A 16323-nucleotide genomic window follows, 5' to 3' on the forward strand; every position below is an offset into this window, starting at 1 on the left:
CTTACTCCTTGTGGTAAGCGGTGACGCGCTCGACCTCTTCCTTCGAGCCGAGGATCACCGACACGCGCTGGTGCAGGCTCTCCGGCTTGATGTCGAGGATGCGCTCGTAACCGTTGGTGGACGCGCCGCCGGCCTGTTCGATGATGAACGACATCGGGTTGGCTTCGTACATCAGGCGCAGCTTGCCCGGCTTGCTCGGCTCGCGGGCGTCGCGCGGGTACATGAACAGGCCGCCACGGGTCAGGATGCGGTGCACGTCGGCCACCATCGAGGCGATCCAGCGCATGTTGTAGTTCTTCTTCAGCGGACCGGTCTCGCCGGCCAGCAGCTCGCCCACATAGCGCTGCACCGGGGCTTCCCAGTGACGCTGGTTGGACATGTTGATGGCGAACTCGGCGGTGGTTTCCGGGACGCGGATGTTCTCGTGGGTCAGGACGAAGCTGCCCAGCTCGCGGTCCAGGGTGAAACCCTTGACGCCGTTGCCCAGGGTCAGGATCAGCATGGTCTGCGGGCCGTAGATGGCGTAACCGGCGGCGACCTGCTCGGTGCCTGGCTGCAGGAAGGCATTTTCGTTCAGGCTTTCGTTCTGGCTCAGGTACTGGTTAGGGCAACGCAGTACCGAGAAGATAGTGCCGACCGAAACGTTGACGTCGATGTTCGACGAGCCGTCCAGCGGGTCGAAGACCAGCAGGTAGGCGCCTTTCGGGTATTTGCCCGGGATCTGGTAGGCGTTGTCCATTTCCTCGGACGCCATGCCGGCCAGGTGGCCGCCCCACTCGTTGGCCTCGAGCAGGATGTCGTTGGAGATCACGTCGAGCTTCTTCTGCACTTCGCCCTGCACGTTTTCGGTGCCCATGCTGCCCAGCACGCCGCCGAGGGCGCCCTTGGACACGTGGTGGCTGATCTCCTTGCACGCACGCGCCACCACCTCGATCAGGAAGCGCAGATCGGCAGGGGTATTGTTGCTGCGGGTCTGCTCAATCAGATAGCGACTCAGGGTAACGCGGGACATGTATGGCTCCGAAAGGAATAGGGGGAGAAAAACCCCCGCAGTTTACAGGGAGAGTTGCGGGCTAGCGAGCAAAGAGACTCGACTTCGCCCCTTGAGTTCATCCACTGCCAGGCCGGTGGTCGGCCGGGCTACCAAACATGCTGCCGCCTGCACGATCTCTGTAGGAGCGGCCTTGTGCCGCGAAAGGGCCGCTAAGCGGCCCCAGCATTTCAGTGTCAATGCGGATATTGCCGGGGCCGCAATGCGGCCCTTTCCGGCCGGTCCGACGCCTCGGCAAGGCCGCTCCTACAGCGATTACGCAGGCTGCGGCCTCAATCCAACGCCTTCCAGATCTCGGTCGCATACTCGCGAATGGTCCGGTCCGACGAGAACCAGCCCATCCGCGCGGTATTGAGCACCGCCATGCGCCACCAGTCCTGCGGCGCGTGCCACAGCTCCTCGACCCGTCGCTGGGCGTCCCAGTAGGCATCGAAGTCGGCGCATACCAGAAAGCGGTCATAGGCGATCAACCCGTCCACCAACCCCGCATAGCGCGCCGGGTCATCCGGCGAGAACACCCCGCTGCGGATCGCCTGCAGCACATCACCCAGGCGATGGGAGGCAGCGACCGCCGCGGCGGCGCCGAAATCGCCACTGCGCTTGCGTGCCTCCACCTGCTGGGCGGTCAGGCCGAAGATGAACATGTTCTCGGCGCCCACCTGCTCGCACATCTCGACATTGGCGCCATCCAGGGTACCTATGGTCAGCGCGCCATTGAGGCCGAACTTCATGTTGCTGGTACCGGACGCCTCGTAGCCGGCGGTGGAGATCTGCTCGGACAGGTCCGCCGCCGGGATGATGCTCTCGGCCAGGCTGACGTTGTAGTTGGGCAGGAACACCACCTTGAGCAGGCCACGCACCGTGGGGTCGTTGTTGACCACCCGGGCGATGTCGTTGGCCAGCTTGATGATCAGCTTGGCCTGGTGGTAACTGGCCGCCGCCTTGCCGGCGAATAGCTTCACCCTCGGCACCCAGTCGGTGCCGGGGTCGTTGCGAATGGCCTGGTACAACGCCACCGTGTGCAGCAGGTTGAGCAACTGGCGCTTGTACTCGTGGATGCGCTTGACCTGGACGTCGAACAGCGCCTCCGGATTGACCGTCACCCCCAGCCGGTCCTGGATGATGCTGGCCAGGGCGCGCTTGCTGTGCAGGCGCTGGGCGGCGAACTGCTTGCGGAAGGTGACCTTGTCGGCAAACGGCGCCAGCCCCTTGAGCTTGCCTTCCGGGTCGTCCAGCACCTCTGGCCCCAACGCCTCGATCAGCATCGCCGTGAGCTGCGGGTTGGACTGGTACAGCCAGCGACGGAAGGTGATGCCGTTGGTCTTGTTGTTGATCCGCTGCGGGTAGAGCTTGTGCAACTCGGCGAACACCGTGCTCTTCATCAGCTTGCTGTGCAGCGCCGACACGCCGTTGACGCTGTGCGAGCCGAGAAACGCCAGGTTGCCCATGCGCACCCGCCGGCCATTGTCCTCCTCGATCAGCGACACCGCGCGCAGCACGTCGAAGTCATGCAGGCCTTTGGCCCGCAGGGCATCGATATGGTAGGCGTTGATCAGGTAGATGATCTGCATGTGCCGCGGCAGCATGCGCTCCATCAGCGCCACCGGCCAGGTTTCCAGGGCCTCGGGCAGCAGGGTGTGGTTGGTGTAGGCCAAGGTTCCGACGGTCAGCTCCCAAGCCTTGTCCCAGGAGATTTCGTGCTGATCCACCAACAGTCGCATCAGTTCGGCCACGGCGATCGACGGGTGGGTGTCATTGAGCTGGATCGCCGCGGCGTCCGGCAGGTTGAGCAGATCCTTGTGCATGTTCAGGTGGCGGCGCAACAGGTCCTGCAGCGAGGCAGAGACGAAGAAATACTCCTGGCGCAGGCGCAGCTCCTGGCCGGCCTCTGTGCTGTCGGCCGGGTACAGCACCCGCGAGATGCTCTCTGCGCGGGCCACCTCGGCCACCGCGCCCAAGTGGTCGCCGGCGTTGAAGCGCTCCAGGTGCAGCTCTTCCAGGGCCCGGGCCCGCCACAGGCGCAGGGTGTTGACGCTGGAGCCGCGCCAGCCGACCACCGGTGTGTCGTAGGCCACCGCCCGCACCGTCTCGCCCGGCCACCAGACCTGGCGCTGCTGGCCATTGCCCTCATGCACGGTCTCGACGCTGCCGCCGAAGCTGATCGGGTAGATCACCTCGGCGCGCTCGAACTCCCAGGGGTTGCCGAAATCCAGCCAGTTCTCGGTCTGCTCCTGTTGCCAGCCATCGACCACCGCCTGGCGGAACAAGCCATGCTCGTAGCGGATGCCGTAGCCATGGGCGGCGATGCCCAGGGTCGACATGCTTTCCATGAAACACGCCGCCAACCGACCCAGGCCACCGTTGCCCAGCGCCGCATCGGGCTCGAGCAGGCGGATGCGCTCGAGGTCCACGTCCAGCCCCTGCAGGGCCTCGCGGGCGATCTCCAGGAAGCCGAGGTTGCTCAGGCTGTCGTACAGCAAGCGACCGATGAGGAACTCGAGGGAAAGGTAATAGACGCGCTTCTGGCTGCGTCGGTAGGCCCGCCGGGTGTGGTCCATCCAGTGATCGACCATATGGTCGCGGGCCGCCAGGGCAATGGCTTCGAACCAGTCGTGGTCGAAGGCGTGTTCCGGGTCCTTGCCGACCGCGTAGGTCAGCTTGGCCAGCACGGCGGCGCGAAAGGCCGCCACCTCTGCACTATGGTCCTTTTCGTCACGGGCTTCGGTTTCCTGGGACATGAGGCATCCTCGGGCAAATGGGCGAAAGCGCAGGGAGATTGTTCAGCCTAGACGCTCTGACACGGAGCGACAGCGACGGTTCGCGGTTTTCATCCACCGCGGGCGAAACCGGCAAAAGGTTGTTCACAAATTGAACAACTCCGGTATCATCGCGCGCCCCAAAACCGTGATTTCCCTTGCAAGAATAAAACCGCAACCATGAAACCGACCCTGATCGCCGCCGCCGAAGTCGACCGCCTGGAGACCTGGCAGCGCTACGCCAGCCACATGTGCGGTGGCTGCCACTCGACCTGCTGCACCCTGCCGGTGGAGGTGAAGATCAAGGATCTGATCCGCATCGGCGTGGTGGACGAGTTCGAGAAGGACGAGCCACCGAAGAACATCGCCAAGCGCCTGCAGAAGGACGGCATCATCGAACGCTTCAACCAGAAGTCGGGGATCTTCACCCTGACCCGGATGAGCAACGACGACTGCCTCTATCTGGACCGCAAGAGCCGGCTGTGCACCATTTATGACAAGCGTCCGGATACCTGTCGCAATCATCCCAAGGTCGGGCCGCGGCCGGGGTATTGTGCGTACAAGCCCAAGATGGTTACCCGCTGATCCTGCTTTGCTTTTGAAATCCTGGGGCTGCTTTGCAGCCCATCGCGGCACAAGGCCGCTCCTACAGGGTATTGCGGCTTTCTGTAGGAGCGGCCTTGTGCCGCGAAAGGGCCGCAAAGCGGCCCCTGAATTCTGTAGGCAAACAAACAAAAACGCCCCCGGCCTTTCGACCGGGGGCGTTTTCATTCAGCCTGAACTAATGACTCAGTTCTTGGCTTTCTTGGCAGCGCGGGTACGCTCGCCTTCGTCGAGGATCTTCTTGCGCAGACGGATCGACTTCGGCGTAACTTCGCACAGCTCGTCGTCCTGGATGAATTCCAGGGCCTGCTCGAGGGTGTGGCGAACCGGCGGAACCAGGGCGATGACTTCATCCTTGCCCGAAGCACGCATGTTGTCGAGCTTCTTGCCTTTGGTCGGGTTCACGCCCAGGTCGTTGTCACGGCTGTTCAGGCCGATGATCTGACCGTTGTAGATCTCCTGGCCGTGTTCAACGAACAGCTTGCCGCGAGCCTGCAGGGTTTCCAGCGAGTAGGTCAGTGCCTTGCCGGTCTCGACCGAAACCAGGACACCGTTCAGGCGGCCGGACATCTGGCCCGACTTCATGGTGTCGTAGCGATCAAAGATCGAGGTCAGGATGCCTGCACCGTTGGTCAGGGTCAGGAACTGGTTACGGAAACCGATCAGACCACGGGCTGGAATGTTGTACTCCAGGCGAACACGGCCCTTGCCATCCGGAACCATGTTGGTCAGGTCGCCTTTACGCAGGCCCATCTCTTCCATGACCTTGCCCTGGGATTCTTCAGGGATGTCGATGGTGACGTTCTCGAACGGCTCCTGCTTGACGCCGTCGACTTCGCGGATGATCACTTCCGGACGGCCCACGGCCATCTCGAAACCTTCACGGCGCATGGTTTCGATCAGTACCGACAGGTGCAGCTCGCCACGGCCCGATACCTTGAACTTGTCAGGGGAATCGGTTTCCTGAACGCGCAGGGCAACGTTGTACAGCAGCTCTTTGTCCAGACGGTCCTTGATGTTACGGCTGGTGACGAACTTGCCTTCTTTACCGCAGAACGGCGAGTCGTTGACCTGGAAGGTCATCGAAACGGTCGGCTCGTCAACGGTCAGCGGCTTCATCGCCTCGACGGTATCCGGGGCGCACAGGGTGTCGGAGATGAACAGCTCGTCGAAACCGCTGATGCAGACGATGTCGCCAGCCTGGGCTTCTTCGACGTCGACGCGGTGCAGGCCGTGGTGGCCCATCAGCTTGAGGATACGACCGTTGCGCTTCTTGCCTTCGGTGTCGATGGCGACGACCGGGGTGTTCGGCTTGACGCGACCACGGGCGATACGGCCAACGCCGATAACGCCGAGGAAGCTGTTGTAGTCCAGAGCGGAGATCTGCATCTGGAACGGGCCGTCACGGTCAACCGACGGTGCTGGTACGTTGTCGACGATCGACTGGTACAGCGCGGTCATGTCTTCGCCCATGGCGGTGTGGTCCAGGCCGGCGATGCCGTTCAGGGCCGAGGCGTAGACGACTTTGAAGTCCAGCTGTTCGTCGGTGGCGCCGAGGTTGTCGAACAGGTCGAAGATCTGGTCCAGAACCCAGTCAGGACGCGCGCCCGGACGGTCGACCTTGTTGATCACGACGATCGGCTTCAGGCCGGCTTCGAAGGCCTTCTTGGTCACGAAGCGGGTTTGCGGCATCGGGCCGTCTTGCGCGTCGACCAGCAGCAGCACGGAGTCGACCATCGACATTACACGCTCGACCTCGCCACCGAAGTCGGCGTGGCCGGGGGTGTCGACGATGTTGATGTGGTAGCCGTTCCAGTTGATGGCGGTGTTCTTCGCCAGAATGGTAATGCCGCGCTCTTTTTCCTGGTCGTTGGAGTCCATGACGCGCTCGTCGTTGAGCTCGTTACGCTCCAGGGTGCCGGACTGACGCAGGAGTTTGTCGACCAGGGTGGTTTTACCATGGTCAACGTGGGCGATGATGGCGATGTTACGCAGATTTTCGATCACAACTGTATCTCGATCAGAGGATTCGGTTGCCGCCAGTGTAGGCGGCCAATATGTACTGTTTAAGGCTCAGCGGGCCCGGCGGTCGGGAGGGCGATGGCGGATGCTGCCGCCATACAGCCCTGGCGTCTTATGTCGGACGATAAACACGCACATTGGCATGTCCCTCACTGAGCAGGTGGTGTGCGTGCAGACGGCTCATCACACCCTTGTCGCAATACAGCAGGTACTGGCGCGTAGGGTCCAGGTGCTTGAACTTGCTGTTGATCGCGTAGAACGGCATGGCCTGGACTTCGATACCTTCCAGCGCCAGGGGTTCGTCTTCCTGGGCATCAGGGTGACGAATGTCGATGACGATCTGACCGGGCAGCGCCTCGGCCACTTCCTCGATTTCGATGTCCTTGCCCAGTTCATCGATCACGTGGTCGATGGAAATGAACTTGGCGCGCTCCAGGGCTCGCTCCAGCACTTCCATCTCGAACTGCTTCTCTTCGTGCTCCATGCGGTGACGCTTGGCATGGGTGGTCGGGTTCACCGAGATCACGCCGCAGTACTCGGGCATGTGCTTGGCGAAATCGGCGGTGCCGATCTCGGTGGCCTGGTCGATGATGTCCTGCTTGTGGCTGGCCAGCAGCGGACGCAACACCAGCTTGTCGGTGGCCGAATCGATGATCGACAGGTTCGGCAGCGTCTGGCTGGAGACCTGGGAGATCGCCTCGCCGGTGACCAGGGCGTCGATCTGCAGGCGGTCGGCCATGCGAGCAGCCGCGCGCAGCATCATGCGCTTGAGCGTGACGCCCATGTAGCTGTTGTCGACCTTGTTGAGGATTTCGCCGACCACTTCCTCGAACGGCACGCTGATGAACAGCACGCGCTGGCTGCTGCCGTATTTCTTCCACAGGAAATGGGCCACTTCCATCACACCCAGTTCGTGGGCGCGGCCACCGAGGTTGAAGAAGCAGAAGTGGGTCATCAGGCCGCGGCGCATCATCTGGTAGGCCGCCACGGTAGAGTCGAAGCCACCGGACATCAGCACCAGGGTCTGCTCCAGGGCGCCCAGCGGATAACCACCGATGCCGTTGTGCTGGTTGTGGATCACGTACAGGCGCTGGTCGCGGATCTCGATGCGCACCAGCACCTCTGGCTTCTTCAGCTCGATGCCGGCGGCGCCGCACTGCTGGCGCAACTGGCTGCCGACGTAGCGGTCGACGTCCATCGAGGTGAAGTCGTGGTGGCCGCCGCGCTTGCAGCGCACGGCGAAGTACTTGCCGGCCAGCAGGTGGCCGAAGTGGTGCTTGCACTTGGCGACGATGTCGTCGAAGTCGCCCAGCGGGTATTCCTCGACCTGCAGGAAGTGGGTGATACCCGGGGTGCAGGACAAGCGCTCGATCATCTCGCGCTGGATCTTCTCGTCCTCGACGCGGGTAACCACCTCGAGATTGTCCCAGACACCGTCAACCGCGAGCTCGGGATCCAGGTCCTTGAGCACGTTGCGGATGTTCTTGGCGAGCTGGCGGATGAAGCGCTTGCGCACCGGCCGGCTCTTGATGGTGATCTCTGGGAAGACTTTGACGATAAGTTTCATTGGTTTAACAGCGCGCGCAGGGCCTGCCGAAAATAGGGGGCGCGAATTATAGCGGAAATCGCTCAAGGTTTGAGCAACTTTTGTACAGAAGGTGCGATTTATGTTGGCCGCACCACCCCTCGTCGGCCTGCTGCGTGGGAGCGGGCTTGCCCCGCGATAAGGCCTGCGCCGGCACAAACGCACCATAATGGTGCATAAGCATCAAAAAGCGCATCTTATGAGTGCAAGACTACACTCCACATCTTCATGAAATGCCCGCCAACGCCCCCTTTCATCCCACGCTCGCCATTTTTGGGCACTGGCATGCAATTTGCTCCCTTGTGAGGCAGGTACGCTTGGCCGACTATCCGCGCCCAGCGACACCCTTTTTCCAGGGCAGCGGCCAACTGCGCCCTAGACCATCCGGAGGACAACATGTCGAAGTCGGTTCAACTCATCAAAGATCATGACGTCAAGTGGATTGATCTGCGTTTCACGGACACCAAGGGCGTTCAGCATCACGTGACCATGCCGGCGCGCGATGGCCTGGACGAAGACTTCTTCGAAGTCGGCAAGATGTTCGACGGTTCCTCCATCGCTGGCTGGAAAGGCATCGAAGCCTCCGACATGATCCTGATGCCGGTCGACGAAACCGCCGTGCTGGACCCGTTCACCGAAGAGCCGACCCTGATCATCACCTGCGATATCGTCGATCCGTCGAGCATGCAGGGCTATGATCGCGACCCACGCGGCATCGCCAAGCGCGCCGAAGAGTACCTGAAGAGCACCGGCATCGGTGACACCGTGTTCGCAGGCCCGGAGCCTGAGTTCTTCATCTTCGACGAAGTGAAGTTCCAGTCGGACATCTCCGGCTCGATGTTCAAGATCTTCTCCGAGCAAGGCTCGTGGATGACCGGCGCTGACGTCGAAGGCGGCAACAAAGGCCACCGTCCGGGCGTGAAAGGCGGCTACTTCCCGGTTCCGCCGTTCGACCACGACCACGAAATCCGCACCGCCATGTGCAACGCCCTGGAAGAAATGGGCCAGACCGTCGAAGTCCACCACCACGAAGTGGCGACCGCCGGCCAGAACGAAATCGGCGTCAAGTTCAACACCCTGGTGAAGAAAGCTGACGAAGTACAGGCCCTGAAGTACGTCGTGCACAACGTTGCCGACGCCTACGGCCGTACCGCCACCTTCATGCCCAAGCCTCTGTACGGCGACAACGGCTCGGGCATGCACGTGCACATGTCGATCTGGAAAGACGGCAAGAACACCTTCTCCGGTGAAGGCTATGCCGGCCTGTCCGACACCGCCCTGTACTTCATCGGCGGCATCATCAAGCACGGCAAGGCCCTGAACGGCTTCACCAACCCGTCGACCAACTCCTACAAGCGTCTGGTCCCAGGTTTCGAAGCCCCGGTAATGCTGGCCTACTCGGCGCGCAACCGTTCCGCCTCGATCCGTATTCCATACGTCGGCAGCCCGAAAGCCCGCCGTATCGAAGCACGCTTCCCGGACCCATCGGCCAACCCGTACCTGGCCTTCGCGGCCCTGCTGATGGCCGGCCTGGACGGTATCCAGAACAAGATCCACCCAGGCGATGCCGCCGACAAGAACCTGTACGACCTGCCGCCTGAAGAGGCCAAGGACATCCCGCAGGTGTGCGGCAGCCTGAAGGAAGCCCTGGAAGAGCTGGACAAGGGCCGTGCGTTCCTGACCAAAGGCGGCGTGTTCTCCGACGACTTCATCGATGCCTTCATCGAGCTGAAGAGCGAAGAGGAGATCAAGGTCCGCACCTTCGTGCACCCGCTGGAATACGAGCTGTACTACAGCTGCTGATATGGTCGGCGCCCCGCGTCGATGACATCAGGACGGCCTCCCTCGGGAGGCCGTTTCTTTTTCATACCCTCATCATCGAACAACACCTATTAGCCGCCGCAACGCCAAAGGCGACACTCGAGGCTTCATTCCCAAGGAGATCGCCATGCGTGCCACCATCCTCGCCCTCACCTGCGGCTTCGCCCTGTCCGGTTGCGCCACCTCACCGAGCGTCACGCCAACCCTGGATCAGTTGCTTGCCACCATCGACCGGCGCCTGGACCTGGCCGAAGCGGTCGCACTGCACAAGTGGGATCACCAGCAACCCGTGCAGGCCAGCGTCCGCGAGCAGCAGGTATTGCTCGGCGCACGCCAGGCCGCCGTCGCCCACCACCTGGATCCGGCACGCGTCGAGGCCTTCTTTGCCGACCAGATCGAAGCCAACAAGCTCCTGCAGTACCACCTGCTCGACACCTGGCATCGCGCCCGAAAAGCGCCAGCTCTTCCACGCCGCGACCTGGCCAGTGAAGTGCGCCCTGAACTGGACCTGCTGCAGGAACAGCTGCTGAGCGCCCTCGCCCGCTTTGACCAGACCCCGCCGGACAATTGCGCCAACCACTTGGCCGATGCCCTGCAACAACGCACCCAGGACACCACCCGCCACCTCGCCCTGGTTCGTGCCAGCGCCCAGCTGTGCAAATTGCGCTGACCGCCCTATGCTCCATATTGGTGCATGACTGCGCAAAACGCCCCATCATGCATCCCAATTTGGGTCACATGAATCGATAAACCAGGGCTTTCTGGCTCGAATTCGCGCAATTCCAGGTCTCTATCCGGAATTTCCGCTTCTTTTCGGAGCCTTGGTTTGGTTCTTGCATTTTCACTGCATCCAGCACTCTTCCGTGCGCGCCCCAGGCCTGAGCTCTTGGGCGCCACTGTGCCAAAAGAGGTCAACGACGCCTTATGACCATCAGCGATGCACAGCACCGTCTGCTTCTGGACAACCTGACCACGGCCACGCTGCTGCTCAACTCTGAACTGCGCCTGGAATACATGAACCCGGCCGCGGAGATGCTGCTGGCCGTCAGCGGCCAGCGCAGCCACGGGCAGTTCATCAGCGAGCTGTTCACCGAATCGACCGAGGCGCTCAATTCATTGCGCCAGGCGGTGGAGCAGGCGCACCCGTTCACCAAGCGTGAAGCGCAGCTGACCTCGCTGACCGGCCAGACCATCACCGTCGACTATGCCGTCACCCCCATCCTGCACCTGGGCCAGACCCTGCTGTTGCTGGAGGTGCACCCGCGTGACCGCCTGCTGCGCATCACCAAGGAAGAGGCCCAGCTGAGCAAGCAGGAGACCACCAAGATGCTGGTGCGCGGCCTGGCCCACGAGATCAAGAACCCCCTCGGCGGCATCCGCGGCGCGGCCCAGTTGCTGGCCCGCGAACTGCCGGACGAGAGCCTGCGCGACTACACCAACGTGATCATCGAAGAGGCCGACCGCCTGCGTAACCTGGTCGACCGCATGCTCGGCTCGAACAAGTTGCCGTCGCTGGCCATGACCAACATCCACGAGGTGCTCGAGCGCGTGTGCAGCCTGGTCGAGGCCGAGAGCCAGGGCTGCATCACCTTGGTGCGCGACTACGACCCGAGCCTGCCGGACGTGCTGATCGACCGCGAGCAGATGATCCAGGCCGTGCTCAACATCGTGCGCAACGCCATGCAGGCCATCGGCGGGCAGAACGAGCTGCGCCTGGGCCGCATCACCCTGCGCAGCCGCGCCGTGCGCCAGTTCACCATCGGCCATGTGCGCCACCGCCTGGTCGCCAGGATCGAGATCGTCGACAACGGCCCCGGCATCCCCGCGGAACTGCAGGACACCCTCTTCTATCCCATGGTCAGCGGCCGCCCGGACGGTACCGGGCTGGGCCTGGCCATCACCCAGAACATCATCAGCCAGCACCAGGGCCTGATCGAGTGCGAAAGCCACCCCGGCCACACCACCTTCTCGATCTACCTGCCCCTGGAACAAGGAGCCACTGCCCCATGAGCCGAAGTGAAACCGTCTGGATCGTCGATGATGATCGTTCCATCCGCTGGGTCCTGGAAAAGGCCCTGCAGCAGGAAGGCATGACCACCCAGAGCTTCGACAGCGCCGACGGCGTCATGGGTCGGCTGGCCCGCCAGCAGCCGGACGTGATCATCTCGGACATCCGCATGCCGGGTGCCAGCGGCCTCGACCTGCTCGCCCAGATCCGCGAACAGCACCCGGGGTTGCCGGTGATCATCATGACCGCCCACTCCGACCTGGACAGCGCCGTGGCCTCGTACCAGGGCGGCGCCTTCGAGTACCTGCCCAAGCCGTTCGATGTCGACGAGGCGGTGTCGCTGGTCAAGCGCGCCAACCAGCATGCCCAGGAGCAGCAAGCCCTGGAAGTGCCCCAGGCGCTGGCCCGCACGCCCGAGATCATCGGCGAGGCGCCGGCGATGCAGGAGGTGTTCCGCGCCATCGGTCGCCTAAGCCACTCCAACATCACCGTGCTGATCAACGGTGAGTCCGGCACGGGCAAGGAGCTGGTGGCCCACGCCCTGCACCGCCACAGCCCGCGTGCGGCGTCGCCGTTCATCGCCCTGAACATGGCGGCGATCCCCAAGGACCTGATGGAATCCGAGCTGTTCGGCCATGAAAAAGGCGCCTTCACCGGCGCCGCCAACCTGCGCCGCGGCCGTTTCGAGCAGGCCGACGGCGGCACGTTGTTCCTCGACGAGATCGGCGACATGCCCGCCGACACCCAGACCCGCCTGCTGCGGGTACTGGCAGATGGCGAGTTCTACCGGGTCGGCGGCCATGTGCCGGTGAAGGTGGACGTGCGCATCATCGCCGCCACCCACCAGAACCTCGAGTCGCTGGTGCAGGCCGGCAAGTTCCGTGAAGACCTGTTCCACCGCCTCAACGTGATCCGTATCCATATCCCGCGCCTGGCGGATCGACGCGAGGACATCCCGGCCCTGGCCCGCCACTTCCTCGGCCGCGCCGCCCAGGAGCTGGCGGTGGAACCCAAGCTGCTCAAGCCGGAGACCGAGGAGTTCATCCGCAACCTGCCGTGGCCGGGCAACGTGCGCCAGCTGGAGAACACCTGCCGCTGGATTACGGTGATGGCCTCCAGCCGCGAAGTGCTGGTCGGCGACCTGCCGCCGGAATTACTCAACCTGCCCCAGGACGCCGCGCCGGTGACCAACTGGGAGCAGGCCCTGCGTCAGTGGGCCGACCAGGCCCTGGCCCGTGGCCAGTCGAGCCTGCTCGACAGCGCCGTGCCCAGTTTCGAGCGGATCATGATCGAGACCGCACTCAAGCATACGGCCGGGCGGCGTCGTGATGCGGCGTTGTTGCTGGGGTGGGGGCGTAATACCTTGACGCGCAAGATCAAGGAGTTGGGGATGAAGGTGGATGGAGGGGATGATGATGACGGGGAAGAGCACTGATTAATGAGTGTGCTTCGGTGAAGAGAGGGCCACACATGGCCCTCCTGACTCAGGTGCACCCATAAGCTAGTTCGCTCGCGAACGCCTGATGAAACAGGCACACTAGGCTAAATTCCTCAGTTCCTCTCCGACCTCCAACACCGCATTGAATGACTTATCAATCGAGCTCTCGTTTTTATCGGGGGATGGCCACACTCCTCGGCTGATGTCTTGATTGATCCTATCCTTAACATCATTAAACACAGCGGCAACCCTATTAGCTTCCTGACCTGTACTGTGATTCAGGTAGTAGTATTCATCTTTTGCTAATTTATTCTCACGGCGCTTTGCACCCTTCGAAAAGACCAACGCCACAACTCCAGCAATTGTACCAACCGTCCCTAACAGCGCTGGAGCGGCCCCTCCAGTGGCTAAACTTACTCCCGTCCCAACAGCTGCAACCACAGGTACCACAACTGCCGACGTCTCACCAATCTGCCTTGACAGTGTTGGCTTCACCTTATTCAGAACATTGGGATCAGTGGAGTGGCGCTGTTCAGCGACAATTGCGCGCCCCGAGGTATTTGTCTGGTGAACAGTCTTCCCTGCGTCGCGAGCAGCGAACAAGGCCAGCGTGATATTTAATCCAGATTCAATAACTTGACCGCTAGGATCCCACCGATTTACAGGATCGCCACCACAATAGGCATACGCATTTATACCACCCTTACCAAATGGACTTAACTGATCTGGAGATTGAAACCGAAATAGCCCTGGAGAATAGCAACGGTGGCCATTACCCAGCAGATAACTGCCGGTCACCTTATCACTAGGTTGTCCGCAAAAGCCGAGCATCGGTCCATCTGAAACGGCAGTGGCACCATATGGCGTATACGCTCTGGAGAAATTGCTTCCCCAAAACGGTGATCGCTGGTGATCGAGTATCGGCAAGTACAGGCTCATAAACAGTCGCTCCCACAGGACCATGGAATCATGAGACGAAAGCTAACCGAGGCTACTCAGTGTCCGATACTGGCAAAATTATCAGGTCCCGGTAGAAGCCTCCCCCGCCTGATGTCTACTTCTACCGGATAGAGCCCCTTTGCACCGTTGCTGTGCCATATGCACCAGCAAAAGGCAGATTAGTCCTCATAACCCCTCGAAAAATGACCAGAACACCGCATTTCTGGGCCGACCAGACCTGGCACGCTCCCTGCTAAGTACCCAGTACCTCCAGTTTTGGGGACCTCGGTACAGGCAGGCCGGGAAATCCCCTCTTTTATTCGTGCAGCCTCACCTGCACCCGCCAGCGCCCCGCCTCCTCCGTCGCGTTCCACTCGCCGCGCAGGGGGCGGGCGGCCACCACGGTCAGCACCAGCCCCTCCTCACTCTTCTGCAGGCGCCAGCCCACCGGTTTGTCCTGCAGCGTCAGCTGACCCCGCTGGGTCTTGCCCTGGGCTTCGAACACGATGGCCACGGTGCCCTGGACGTTCTCGCCATGCAGCCTGGGCTCTTCGTTGAACCACAGGTCCAGGCCATCCTGCACCACCTGCACCTGCTCGAGCACCCGTTCCTCCGGAGTGGTCAGGCGGCCGATCATCATGCCGACCATCAGCCCGACAATCGCCAGCGACAGGATCACCCGCGGGAAGGCCTTCGAACGCGGGTCGGGTTCGGGGGTAGAATGCCCGTCATCTTCATGCTTGGAGCCGTGCATGTTTCACGTCATCCTTTTTCAACCAGAAATTCCGCCGAATACCGGCAATATCATCCGCCTGTGCGCCAACAGCGGCTGCGACCTGCACCTGATCGAGCCGATCGGCTTCGAACTGGACGACAAGCGCCTGCGCCGGGCAGGGCTGGACTACCACGAGTATGCCACGCTCAAGCGCCATCAAAGCCTGGCCGACTGCCTGGAAAGCCTGAACCAGCCACGGCTGTTCGCCTTCACCACCAAGGGCTCGCACCCGTTCCATGAGGTCGAGTACCAGCCCGGTGACGCCTTCCTGTTCGGGCCTGAAAGCCGTGGCCTGCCGGCCGAGGTGCTGGACAGCCTGGCGCCCGAGCAGCGCTTGCGCCTGCCGATGCGGCCGGGGTGCCGGAGCCTGAACCTGTCCAATACCGTGGCGGTGACGGTGTACGAGGCGTGGCGGCAGCAGGGGTTTGCCTGAAAGGGCCTATCGCGGGGCAAGTCGCATCGGCGCACCGCCGCTCCCACGAAGCTAAGCCTTGCTAAAAGACGAACAAAAAAGGGCGACCGAAGTCGCCCTTTCTTGTTACAGCGATTACTGCACGGTCGGCACTTCGCCGGCTTCCTGCATGCGCTGCATTTCTTGCGCGTACAGGGCGTCGAAGTTGACCGGCGACAGCATCAGCGCCGGGAACGAGCCACGGGTCACCAGGCTGTCCAGGGTCTCGCGGGCGTACGGGAACAGGATGTTCGGGCAGAACGCGCCGAGGGTGTGGCTCATCGAGGAGGCGTCCAGATTGGCGATCAGGAAGATGCCGGCCTGCTGCACTTCAGCGATGAAGGCCACTTCGTCGCCGTTCTTGACGGTCACCGACAGGGTCAGCACGACTTCGTGGAAGTCGCCTTCCAGGGCCTTCTGGCGGGTGTTCAGGTCCAGCGAGACGCTCGGTTCCCACTGCTGGCGGAAGATCTGCGGGCTTTTCGGGGCCTCGAACGACAGATCGCGCACGTAGATGCGCTGCAGGGAGAATTGTGGAGCGTTGGCGTCAGTGGCGCCGTTGGTCTGTTGCTCGGTCATGGCAGATCCTTTTCCTAATGTTCTTGAATGCAGTGCGAATCAGGCCGCCAGCAGCGCGTCGAGCTTGCCCGCGCGCTCCAGGGCATAGAGGTCATCGCATCCACCGACGTGCGTGCTGCCGATCCAGATCTGCGGCACCGAGGTACGGCCGGCCTTCTGGCTCATTTCGGCGCGAACCTGGGGCTTGCCGTCGACCTTGATCTCCTCGAACGCCACGCCCTTGCTCTCGAGCAGGTACTTGGCGCGCATGCAGTAGGGGCAGTAGTCGCTGGAATAGACGATGACGGGCTTCATA

Annotated in this window: 14 protein-coding genes; 6 read left to right on the forward strand and 8 right to left on the reverse strand. The window is 62.1% G+C overall.

Features of this window, described 5'->3' with window-relative positions; genetic code table 11:
• Position 1: 1 nt before the first annotated feature.
• Together K2O50_RS24580 and K2O50_RS24585 are read right to left on the reverse strand one after the other, a co-directional pair.
• Positions 2-1012 (reverse strand): class 1 fructose-bisphosphatase, encoded by a 1011-nt coding sequence (locus K2O50_RS24580; RefSeq protein WP_050707287.1) that lies wholly within the window; start codon positions 1010-1012, stop codon positions 2-4.
• Positions 1013-1323: 311 nt separating this feature from the next.
• Positions 1324-3789, reverse strand: a complete 2466-nt coding sequence (locus K2O50_RS24585) for a glycogen/starch/alpha-glucan phosphorylase (RefSeq protein WP_050707288.1) — start codon at positions 3787-3789, stop codon at positions 1324-1326.
• Between the two features lie 198 nt (positions 3790-3987).
• Here K2O50_RS24585 and K2O50_RS24590 point away from each other — a divergent pair, with 198 nt between their 5' ends.
• The gene (locus K2O50_RS24590; protein WP_050707289.1) at positions 3988-4392 is read left to right on the forward strand and encodes a YkgJ family cysteine cluster protein; all 405 of its coding nucleotides are present in this window, start codon (positions 3988-3990) and stop codon (positions 4390-4392) included.
• A gap of 204 nt (positions 4393-4596) precedes the next feature.
• Here the strand turns inward: K2O50_RS24590 and typA are convergent, their stop codons facing one another.
• Together typA and thiI are read right to left on the reverse strand one after the other, a co-directional pair.
• Entirely contained in the window at positions 4597-6417 is a 1821-nt protein-coding gene (typA, locus tag K2O50_RS24595) for a translational GTPase TypA (protein WP_050707290.1), read from the reverse strand.
• A gap of 127 nt (positions 6418-6544) precedes the next feature.
• Positions 6545-7999 carry a tRNA uracil 4-sulfurtransferase ThiI gene (gene thiI / locus K2O50_RS24600; protein ID WP_050707291.1) on the reverse strand — a complete coding sequence of 485 codons (1455 nt, stop codon included), beginning with the start codon at positions 7997-7999 and terminating at the stop codon, positions 6545-6547.
• 414 nt (positions 8000-8413) lie between these two features.
• Between thiI and glnA the strand changes: the two genes are divergently transcribed.
• From glnA to ntrC, 4 genes are all read left to right on the forward strand, one after another.
• Entirely contained in the window at positions 8414-9820 is a 1407-nt protein-coding gene (gene glnA, locus K2O50_RS24605; protein WP_050707292.1) for a type I glutamate--ammonia ligase, read from the forward strand.
• A gap of 145 nt (positions 9821-9965) precedes the next feature.
• Complete coding sequence (aroQ, locus tag K2O50_RS24610; RefSeq protein WP_050707293.1) at positions 9966-10508, forward strand: gamma subclass chorismate mutase AroQ; 543 nt, start codon at positions 9966-9968, stop codon at positions 10506-10508.
• A gap of 254 nt (positions 10509-10762) precedes the next feature.
• Positions 10763-11848, forward strand: a complete 1086-nt coding sequence (gene glnL, locus K2O50_RS24615) for a nitrogen regulation protein NR(II) (RefSeq protein WP_050707294.1) — start codon at positions 10763-10765, stop codon at positions 11846-11848.
• A complete protein-coding gene (gene ntrC, locus K2O50_RS24620) occupies positions 11845-13281 on the forward strand; it encodes a nitrogen regulation protein NR(I) (protein ID WP_050707295.1) in 1437 nt (478 codons plus the stop codon). Before glnL ends, ntrC begins: the two co-directional genes overlap by 4 nt.
• Before the next feature lie 102 nt (positions 13282-13383).
• Here ntrC and K2O50_RS24625 read toward each other — a convergent pair whose 3' ends face one another.
• Both K2O50_RS24625 and K2O50_RS24630 read right to left on the reverse strand, forming a co-directional pair.
• Complete coding sequence (locus K2O50_RS24625) at positions 13384-14223, reverse strand: RHS repeat-associated core domain-containing protein (protein ID WP_256206035.1); 840 nt, start codon at positions 14221-14223, stop codon at positions 13384-13386.
• Positions 14224-14539: 316 nt separating this feature from the next.
• Positions 14540-14977, reverse strand: a complete 438-nt coding sequence (locus K2O50_RS24630; RefSeq protein ID WP_050707296.1) for a hypothetical protein — start codon at positions 14975-14977, stop codon at positions 14540-14542.
• Between K2O50_RS24630 and trmL the strand changes: the two genes are divergently transcribed.
• The gene (gene trmL, locus K2O50_RS24635) at positions 14976-15431 is read left to right on the forward strand and encodes a tRNA (uridine(34)/cytosine(34)/5-carboxymethylaminomethyluridine(34)-2'-O)-methyltransferase TrmL (protein WP_050707297.1); all 456 of its coding nucleotides are present in this window, start codon (positions 14976-14978) and stop codon (positions 15429-15431) included. The genes K2O50_RS24630 and trmL overlap by 2 nt on opposite strands.
• 114 nt (positions 15432-15545) lie before the next feature.
• Here trmL and secB read toward each other — a convergent pair whose 3' ends face one another.
• A complete protein-coding gene (gene secB, locus K2O50_RS24640; RefSeq protein WP_050707298.1) occupies positions 15546-16028 on the reverse strand; it encodes a protein-export chaperone SecB in 483 nt (160 codons plus the stop codon).
• Positions 16029-16067: 39 nt separating this feature from the next.
• Positions 16068-16322, reverse strand: a complete 255-nt coding sequence (grxC, locus tag K2O50_RS24645; RefSeq protein ID WP_003249204.1) for a glutaredoxin 3 — start codon at positions 16320-16322, stop codon at positions 16068-16070.
• Position 16323 lies beyond the last annotated feature (1 nt).

Source organism: Pseudomonas sp. 2hn (assembly GCF_019646095.1).
Lineage (GTDB): Bacteria > Pseudomonadota > Gammaproteobacteria > Pseudomonadales > Pseudomonadaceae > Aquipseudomonas > Aquipseudomonas peradeniyensis.

What these genes read in the sequence shown, in the direction of transcription:
- glnA (WP_050707292.1), top strand. Translation starts at nt 8,414, where the DNA reads ATGTCGAAGTCGGTTCAACTCATCAAAGATCATGACGTCAAGTGGATT.
- grxC (WP_003249204.1), bottom strand. Translation starts at nt 16,322, where the DNA reads ATGAAGCCCGTCATCGTCTATTCCAGCGACTACTGCCCCTACTGCATG.
- thiI (WP_050707291.1), bottom strand. Translation starts at nt 7,999, where the DNA reads ATGAAACTTATCGTCAAAGTCTTCCCAGAGATCACCATCAAGAGCCGG.
- secB (WP_050707298.1), bottom strand. Translation starts at nt 16,028, where the DNA reads ATGACCGAGCAACAGACCAACGGCGCCACTGACGCCAACGCTCCACAA.
- glnL (WP_050707294.1), top strand. Translation starts at nt 10,763, where the DNA reads ATGACCATCAGCGATGCACAGCACCGTCTGCTTCTGGACAACCTGACC.
- K2O50_RS24580 (WP_050707287.1), bottom strand. Translation starts at nt 1,012, where the DNA reads ATGTCCCGCGTTACCCTGAGTCGCTATCTGATTGAGCAGACCCGCAGC.
- K2O50_RS24625 (WP_256206035.1), bottom strand. Translation starts at nt 14,223, where the DNA reads ATGAGCCTGTACTTGCCGATACTCGATCACCAGCGATCACCGTTTTGG.
- K2O50_RS24590 (WP_050707289.1), top strand. Translation starts at nt 3,988, where the DNA reads ATGAAACCGACCCTGATCGCCGCCGCCGAAGTCGACCGCCTGGAGACC.
- K2O50_RS24630 (WP_050707296.1), bottom strand. Translation starts at nt 14,977, where the DNA reads ATGCACGGCTCCAAGCATGAAGATGACGGGCATTCTACCCCCGAACCC.
- ntrC (WP_050707295.1), top strand. Translation starts at nt 11,845, where the DNA reads ATGAGCCGAAGTGAAACCGTCTGGATCGTCGATGATGATCGTTCCATC.
- K2O50_RS24585 (WP_050707288.1), bottom strand. Translation starts at nt 3,789, where the DNA reads ATGTCCCAGGAAACCGAAGCCCGTGACGAAAAGGACCATAGTGCAGAG.
- aroQ (WP_050707293.1), top strand. Translation starts at nt 9,966, where the DNA reads ATGCGTGCCACCATCCTCGCCCTCACCTGCGGCTTCGCCCTGTCCGGT.
- trmL (WP_050707297.1), top strand. Translation starts at nt 14,976, where the DNA reads ATGTTTCACGTCATCCTTTTTCAACCAGAAATTCCGCCGAATACCGGC.